Here is a 7350-nt window from a genome sequence, read left to right on the forward strand (position 1 = left end):
TAGGAGCCAGATGAACACGGGGGAGGACTTATCGGGCAGGTGTCGGCTCGGGAGCCGTGTACAGGATCCGCTCTGGATGGGTGTAGAGATGAAAGCCATCCCCGCGGGCGTAACCGATCAAGGTAATTCCGAGCTGTTTTGCCCCTTCAATAGCTAAGGAAGTGGGGGAGGTCCGCGAGATGATGAAGGGGGTTCCCATGTGCGCTCCCTTCCGGAGCATCTCCGAGGAGATCCGTCCGGTACTCAAAAGGAGTCGCCCCTGAGTCGGGATTTCCTTTAACAGGGCCTCCCCCATAATCTTGTCCAAAGCATTGTGGCGGCCGACATCCTCTGCCACAATGAGGAGCCTCTCACCGTCGCTCAGGGCCGCCCCGTGGACCCCTCGGGTGGCATTGTACAGGGTACAGGCATCAAAGAGCTGCCGCATGAGGGGATAGACCTGCTCCGGTCGCAGCAGATCGTCGGTAAGGATCGGGGGGTATTGCTGCAGCGTCAACGAGAAGGTGATCCCCCCGCTGCACCCCGAGGTGAAGACACGCCGGGTCGGGGGGGTGAACGGCTTGGTCAGGGTGACCTCGGCGAGGCCCATCTCTTCGTAAATCTCAAGCGAGGCAATCTCAGAGAGATCTTCGATGATGCCTTCGAAGGAGAGAAACCCCACCACCAGACAGTCCAGCTGGACCGGGGTGCTCATCATGGTGGCCAGCTCTTGGCCGTTCACCATGATCGTCAGGGGTCGTTCCGTGACCACGCCCTTGTCGAGTGCCTCGAATCGTCCTGCCTTGAATCGGTAGGTACCCACGCGCCTCCAGCATCGGCTAGTACAGGTTAAAGGGCCACTTGGAGGGGGGAAAGACGAGAGGCTGCTTGTACTCGCCCCCCCACACGATGACAAATCGGAGGATCATTCCTCCCAACAGGGCCAGGCCGAAATAGGAGTATGCTAACGCCGGGATGGGCCGCTTGGTCAGGAAGCTCGCTGCGGCCAGGAGCAATGGAAGCCCCAGGGCCACTCCGACGACCCCGCCCCAAAACCAGGACGACAGGGCTCCTTGAGTGAGCACATTGACGACGAACTCCCCCCCCTTCGCTTTCTGCGTCAGATAGCCCATGAAGCTATACAACTCGAAGGACTCGAGGAGGATGGCAATCCCCATGAAAAGGGTGAGCCATCGAATCACGTCAGAGCGGTCCCGGTCTTCCAAGCGTATCGGCCCCACCAAAGGCAAGGAGATCTGGGTGGCCACGAGCGTCGCAATGCCGGCGAGCGCGATCCCGGTTGTGACCCCGGAGTTCAGGAACATGATGGGGAGATATTTCTGGCTCCAGAGAGGGACGAATCCCTGAGCGCTCAAGAGAAACCCGGTATACCCTGCGAGTCCGATCGCCACGGGAATTCCGACGATAGCGACCACAATCCGTGCCCGGCGGTCCACCCCAAAGAACCACAGAGCTGGGTAGGCTGCAGACACGGCCATGAAGGGGGCAAGGATCCACGCGCCGATGACCATCCACGACTCAAAGTTTGTGAAGAAGAGCGGAAAGAGGATCCCCCGCTCCGGCTTCCCGAGGTGAATTGACAGAAAGAGTCCGCCAAGCGCGGCCATGGGGAAGGCCAAATACCCAGCGGCCTTGGCCACCGCTTCAAACCGAGGGGCCTTCAGGCTGACCAGGTCGCAGATCGCTGCAACGATAAAGATCCCGGCCGCCAACCCTCCGAAAAAGAGATACAGCGGGATGTGAGGCGTCGAAGACCACTGGCGGGCCACGAGCTGGACAAGTGGGCCACTCGGGTCCAACTGATCAATTGGTGGCATCGCTATCCCCTCCTGCCCACGGGTTAATGGTTTTGAAAAATACCCCTAAAGCAAGGAAATCCCCACCGGTGCCCTCGATATAAGGATACCGGTGGGGATCCCGGTTTCTCAAGTGCAAAAACGAGGCTGCTACGTTTGGCGTACTAGAACCCGCCTACCTACCCGTGGGATAGGCACTCCCCCACCCCCAGGCGCCGCCACCAGAGCCGCGGGCGGCCATCCGCGTCCGCACCACATTGGCCACCTCCTCGGCATCCCCGGCCACCAGCGCCTTGGTGGAGCAAACCGAGGCGCACATGGGCAACTTCCCCTCTGCGATCCGGTTGGACCCGTACATCCGCCGCTCCTTCTCCGAGAGCGGCTCCTCGGGCCCGCCGGCGCAGTAGGTGCACTTGTCCATGACGCCCCGCGCCCCAAAGGGGCTGGACTTGGGGAACTGCGGGGCTCCAAAGGGACAGGCGTACAGGCAATACCCGCACCCGATACAGGTCTCCTTGTTGACGTGGACGATCCCATCCGGTCGATGGTATAGGGCATCCACCGGACAGACGGCCACGCACGGTGCCTTGGAGCAGTGCATGCAGGGGACGGCGACGTTCGTCTCCCCCGGCACCCCCTCGTTCACCGTGACCACCCGGATGCGAGCAATGCCCTGCGGGACGTTATTTTCGTTCTTACACGCGACCTCGCAGCCGCCGCATTCGATGCAGCGCTTGACGTCGATGTAGAACTTCATCCGCGCAGGCGTCAATAGCGCCATAGCTCACACCTCCTTAGGCCTTCCGGATCCGGCAAAGGCCCGTCTTGGTTTCCTGCATCTGGGTGACCCGGTCGTAGCCGTAGTTGGTGATCACATTGGCCGACTCGCCGATGCCGTAAGGCACCGTCCCCTCGGGGAACTTGTGGGCGAGCGACTTCCCCTCGAAAGAGCCGCCCCAGTGAAAGGGGAGCATGACGGTGTCGGGCCCCACCCGGCGGGTCACCTTGGCCTGTACCTTGACCATACTCGGCTTGTCATCCAGGTCTTCCGGCGACTCGATGATCATCCAGCCGCCGTGCTTGATCCCGTAGTCGTTGGCCAGCTTCGGGTGAATCTCGCAGTACATCGAGTTCAGCTCAACGAGCCACCAGCAGGCCCGCTCGGCCGCACCGCCCCCCTCGAACTCGACCTGCCGGGCGGTCGTCAGGATGATCGGGTACTTCTTCACCCAGTCCGGCTTCTGCAGGCTCTTCCAGAGGGTCGGCACGCGGTAATGGTTCTTGACATCATCGTAGGTTGGGTACTTGGCGATAAGGTCGGGCCGCGGGCTGTGGAGCGGCTCCCGGTGCAGCGGGATCGGGTCCGGGATATTCCAGGCCTTGAACCGGGCCCGGCCGTTGCCGTATGGGGCGAGCCCCTGGGCGATGGCCTCTTCAAATACCTTACCGCTGAGATCGGTCTTCCAGTTCTTCCGCTCAGCATAACCGCCGTCGATGGAGCTCTTCGGCGGGGCCGAGCCAGCCGACGCCAACATGGTCTGGCCGTCGGGCGACGTGACCCCCCACCGGGCCCGGAAGCCCATGCCCCCCTCGGCCACCGGCACTTCGATCCGGTACAGGATGGGGGTGCCGGGATGCTTCTCGTTCCAGCAGGGCCAGCTGAGACCCCAGTACTCCCCATCGACCGGCCCACCCTCGGCGCGCTTGGTCTTTACCTCAAAGGCGTGGGCCCACTTCTGCTGCCGCTTCATCCGCTCTGGGGTCTGGCCGACCATGCCGATGGTCCGCATGCCAAGGTTCCACTCCCGGATGATGTCGTCGATGGTTTCTTCCGGAAGCTCCTTGAGATCCTTCGCGCTCTTTGGCACGCCCTTCCAGTTGCCCCGCTTGCTGTGAATGAGCTTGTCCTTGAGCCCGAGCCGCTCGGCGAGGTCGAGCAGGATTGCCAGGTCGGTCCGGGACTCCCAGACCGGCGGCACGATTCTGTTGCGCCACTGGATATCCCGGTTCGAGTTGGTGACGCTCGTCCACTGCTCGTACTGGGTCGCCGCCGGCAGGAGGTAGACCCCATCCTTCCGGTCGGGCAGCACGGCCGTGTTGGTGACGAAGGGGTCGATATCGACCAAGAGCTCGACCTTCTCCAGGGCCTTCTTGACGCGGTCCATCTGGGACTGGGAGTTTGAGCTATGGCCCCAGTATAGCGCGGCATGGACGTTGACCCCACCGTTGCTCAGCTCCTTCTTGGCATCCATCAGGACGCCCTCGTACCACCGGGCGACCGTGAAGCCCTTACTGTTGAAGGTCTTGGGGTTAAACCGCGCCTTGACCCAGTTGAAATCGACGTCCCAGACGTTACTCCAGTGCTTGTACGCCTTCTCGGAAAGGCCGTAATACCCGGGCAACGTGTTCGAGAGCACACCGAGGTCGGTCGCACCCTGGACGTTGTCATGCCCCCGGAACACATTGGCGCCGCCACCCCGCACCCCCATATTGCCCAGGATGAGCTGCATGGTGCAGTAGGAGCGGGTGACGCACGTGCCGTTGGTGTGTTGGGTGCCGCCCATCGCCCAGATCACCGTCCCCGGGCGGTTGTCCGCCATGGTCTTGGCGATCCGGTGCAGGTCCTCCTTGGTGAGGCCGGTGATATCGGCGACCGTGTCTGGGTCAAATTTCTTGACAACGCTTTGCCATTCGTCGAACCCGTACGTCCGCTCGTTGATCATCTGCCGGTCTTCCCAGCCATTGGCCAGGATGATGTTGCAAAGCCCGTAGATGAGCGCCACGTCGGTGCCCGAGCGGTGGCGGTAGTACTGATTGGCAAAGGCCGCCGTCTTGGTGAACCGGGGATCGATCACGATGAGCTGGGCCCTGTTCACCTCTTTGGCGGTCAGGATATGCTGCATCGAGATCGGGTGGGACTCGGCACAGTTCTCGCCGATGACCATGATGCTCCGGCTGTTGCGGATGTCATTCATCGAGTTGGTCATGGCGCCGTAGCCCCACACATTGGCGAGTCCGGCGACGGTGGTCGAGTGGCAAATGCGGGCCTGGTGATCGATGTTATTGGAGCCCCAAAGGGCGGCGAACTTCCGGATGCTGTACGCCATCTCGTTACCATGGTGGGCCGAGCCGAGGATCATCAGCGCGTCCGCACCGTGCTTCTTCCGGATCGCGGTCAGCTTCTGAGCGATCTCGGACATCGCCTGGTCCCAGCTGATCCGTTGCCACTTTCCGCCCTTCAGCTTCATCGGGTAGCGGAGACGCTTCTCGCTGATCACGTGCTCCCGACCCGCTGCCCCCTTGGAGCAGAGGCTCCCTAAATTGATGGGGTGCTCAAACCATGGCTCGATGCTGACCCAAACCCCGTTCTGTTCCTCCCCGATAAAGCCGCACGCGACGGCGCAGTTGCCGCAGATCGTCTTAATCTGGTTCAGCTTTGGGGCCTCGACCGCGGCAGCGGCATCCCGGGTCAGGGGACCGGGCAGGGCGGAACTCATCACCCCGGCGCCCATTCCGATTCCGGCCGCTCTCAAGAAGCTGCGGCGGTCGATCACGGGGTTCAGCTTGTCGAGCCATGAGGGCGAGGCCATGGCCTCGCTCGCTCTTACTCTCCGTAGCGTCATCCCCATACCTCCGTCCTACTCCTAGGTGTAGAGGGTCTTGTAATAACTTTCCACGTCTTCGGTGCGGCGGTACAGGATGGGTTCCCGACTCGAGGGCTTCTTGGACTTGGGCGCCGCCGCGGCCTTCTTGCCGGTCATCCCCAAAGCGGCTGCGACACCGGCGCCCATCAGAAGCCCTTTCAGGAACGTCCTGCGACCGCTACCAGATCTACTCTCACTCATATAAATATCCCCCTTTCCTTCGCCTCAACTGATGCAGGTCAGGGAGCGACATACACCGGAACCCTCTTCAAGTTCAGCGTGCTCGAACTCGACCAGGAACCCCTCCTGGAGGTCTTCGAAGCTTCCGCCTTGCATCCCCATGGTCTCTTCCTCGGCGACTTCAATGATGAGATCCTCAGGGAACTTTAACGTCACCTCCTTTCCATCCGACGTTTCGATCACTGCTGTGCGCTTCACTCGGTCCAGTTTTCGCACGGTCCCTTCGTTCAAACACATCACCCCCTTTCGGATACACTAATCCCTTTCAGGTGGTTTATTAAAACCCGGTTTGAAATTTGGGCCGCCATAAACGACGCCCCGTGCAGTGGTTGGTGGACCCTAGTTCTTTACTGGTAGGACATTACGTTAAGGTGTAGGTGCTTCAGTACCTACAGATTATCTGAAACACGATCCCGCCTGTCAAGTATTTTTTAAGGGGGTCCCCGCCTATCCGTGAGGGGGGCAAGAGGGGGACTCCTCCTCCGGCTCATCTGCCGCTTCGGCCGTAAACAGGGGCCCCGTAAAGCCCGATTCTTTCACCTGGATCAGATGGGCGGGCCTCTCCGAACCCCAGTCCGCCAGGAGCTCCTTCTCAAACTCCAGGAACCCCCGGACCACCTTGCCCACGCCCCGGTAGAACTCTCCCCCGAGCTTTTCTAAATCTTCAGCGAACCGGGGGACCCACCGGCTGAGGTGGGCTTTCAAGAAGTCCCCCTGTAGATTGAGCCATTGGGTCTCCTCGTCGGGATTGGCTGCAGTCTCCTGCCGGGTGATCAATTGGCGCATGATATCGGACGTAAAGGCGATGTGGTCATCTGGCTCAGGCCACTCCTCCTGCTTCGCGAGCCCGACCCGCCGCATGAAGTTCCGGATCTGGACGAGGGGGGGACCGAATAGCTTGCCCGTGAGATACAAAGATTCGCAGGGGGTGATCTTTGGGATGCCCGGACCCACAAAGAGGGGGGTGAACTCCTCGACCACTTTCGCCGCCAGGCCCTGGGGGTTCTCCCGATCCTGCTGGAGGAATTGGCCCACCTCCCGCCACCCTTCCCCCAAGAGGGGACGCAGGGCAGCTGCCGCCTCGACGCGAGCCTCCAGGTTCTGCCCGAGCAGCGTTAGTAGCTCCGCCGTCGGCTCCCGCAGGAAAAGGACAGAGAGAAGTTCGTAGTACTCACGGCGGAACTGGCTGAGTTCCCGATCGCCGATCACGGCTCCCATCCCTTCTCCATTTCCATCATCGCCTTGACGGCCCGGCAGTCCGGGCACATGAGCAGCAGATCCGCCCGGCCCTCGAGAAAGGCCTCCATCATCCCCACCTTGACCTGAATGGCAGCGAGCGCCCGCTTGTTGATGTATTCTTTCCCGCACTGGAGGCAGCCCACCATCTCGTCCTGGACCATCACCTGATAGGCAAAGGCCGCTTTTTCCAGGATCAGGTCCCGATGCAGGGTGATGACGTTTTCCGGGCACGCCTTCTCACACATGCCACAGGCGACGCAGCTCATGTAGCGAAACTCCAGGGTGTGCTTCTCGTCATCCAGCTTGAAGGCGTGGACCGGGCAGATATTGACGCAGGACCGGCACATGGTGCATCCCTCGGCCCGCACATCGGCCCAGGCGAAGGGGAAGGGGGTATTCTCCTTGACACGACCCGGATTCCTCCCGGTGCC

General features: G+C 61.4%; 8 protein-coding genes. All 8 read right to left on the bottom strand.

Features of this window, described 5'->3' with window-relative positions; translation table 11 throughout:
- Positions 1 to 28: 28 nt before the first annotated feature.
- The gene (gene fdhD / locus O6929_11055; GenBank protein ID MCZ6480925.1) at positions 29 to 802 is read right to left on the bottom strand and encodes a formate dehydrogenase accessory sulfurtransferase FdhD; all 774 of its coding nucleotides are present in this window, start codon (positions 800 to 802) and stop codon (positions 29 to 31) included.
- Positions 803 to 818: 16 nt separating this feature from the next.
- Positions 819 to 1817 carry a polysulfide reductase NrfD gene (gene nrfD / locus O6929_11060; protein ID MCZ6480926.1) on the bottom strand — a complete coding sequence of 333 codons (999 nt, stop codon included), beginning with the start codon at positions 1815 to 1817 and terminating at the stop codon, positions 819 to 821.
- Between the two features lie 154 nt (positions 1818 to 1971).
- Positions 1972 to 2577, bottom strand: coding sequence for a formate dehydrogenase FDH3 subunit beta (gene fdh3B, locus O6929_11065; protein MCZ6480927.1), 606 nt, complete (start codon positions 2575 to 2577; stop codon positions 1972 to 1974).
- Between the two features lie 13 nt (positions 2578 to 2590).
- Positions 2591 to 5419: a molybdopterin-dependent oxidoreductase gene (locus O6929_11070; GenBank protein ID MCZ6480928.1), complete on the bottom strand. Its 2829-nt coding sequence runs from the start codon at positions 5417 to 5419 to the stop codon at positions 2591 to 2593.
- Between the two features lie 21 nt (positions 5420 to 5440).
- A complete protein-coding gene (locus O6929_11075; protein ID MCZ6480929.1) occupies positions 5441 to 5641 on the bottom strand; it encodes a hypothetical protein in 201 nt (66 codons plus the stop codon).
- A 24-nt stretch (positions 5642 to 5665) separates the two neighbouring features.
- Entirely contained in the window at positions 5666 to 5878 is a 213-nt protein-coding gene (locus O6929_11080; protein MCZ6480930.1) for a hypothetical protein, read from the bottom strand.
- Positions 5879 to 6127: 249 nt separating this feature from the next.
- Complete coding sequence (locus tag O6929_11085) at positions 6128 to 6898, bottom strand: molecular chaperone TorD family protein (protein ID MCZ6480931.1); 771 nt, start codon at positions 6896 to 6898, stop codon at positions 6128 to 6130.
- Positions 6886 to 7350 (bottom strand): 4Fe-4S dicluster domain-containing protein (locus O6929_11090; protein MCZ6480932.1); only part of this gene is annotated, 465 nt, incomplete at its 5' end. The genes O6929_11090 and O6929_11085, both read right to left, overlap by 13 nt.

This window comes from Candidatus Methylomirabilota bacterium, assembly GCA_027293415.1.
GTDB lineage: Bacteria > Methylomirabilota > Methylomirabilia > Methylomirabilales > CSP1-5 > CSP1-5.

What these genes read in the sequence shown, in the direction of transcription:
- nrfD (MCZ6480926.1), bottom strand. Translation starts at nt 1,817, where the DNA reads ATGCCACCAATTGATCAGTTGGACCCGAGTGGCCCACTTGTCCAGCTC.
- fdh3B (MCZ6480927.1), bottom strand. Translation starts at nt 2,577, where the DNA reads ATGGCGCTATTGACGCCTGCGCGGATGAAGTTCTACATCGACGTCAAG.
- O6929_11085 (MCZ6480931.1), bottom strand. Translation starts at nt 6,898, where the DNA reads ATGGGAGCCGTGATCGGCGATCGGGAACTCAGCCAGTTCCGCCGTGAG.
- O6929_11075 (MCZ6480929.1), bottom strand. Translation starts at nt 5,641, where the DNA reads ATGAGTGAGAGTAGATCTGGTAGCGGTCGCAGGACGTTCCTGAAAGGG.
- O6929_11070 (MCZ6480928.1), bottom strand. Translation starts at nt 5,419, where the DNA reads ATGACGCTACGGAGAGTAAGAGCGAGCGAGGCCATGGCCTCGCCCTCA.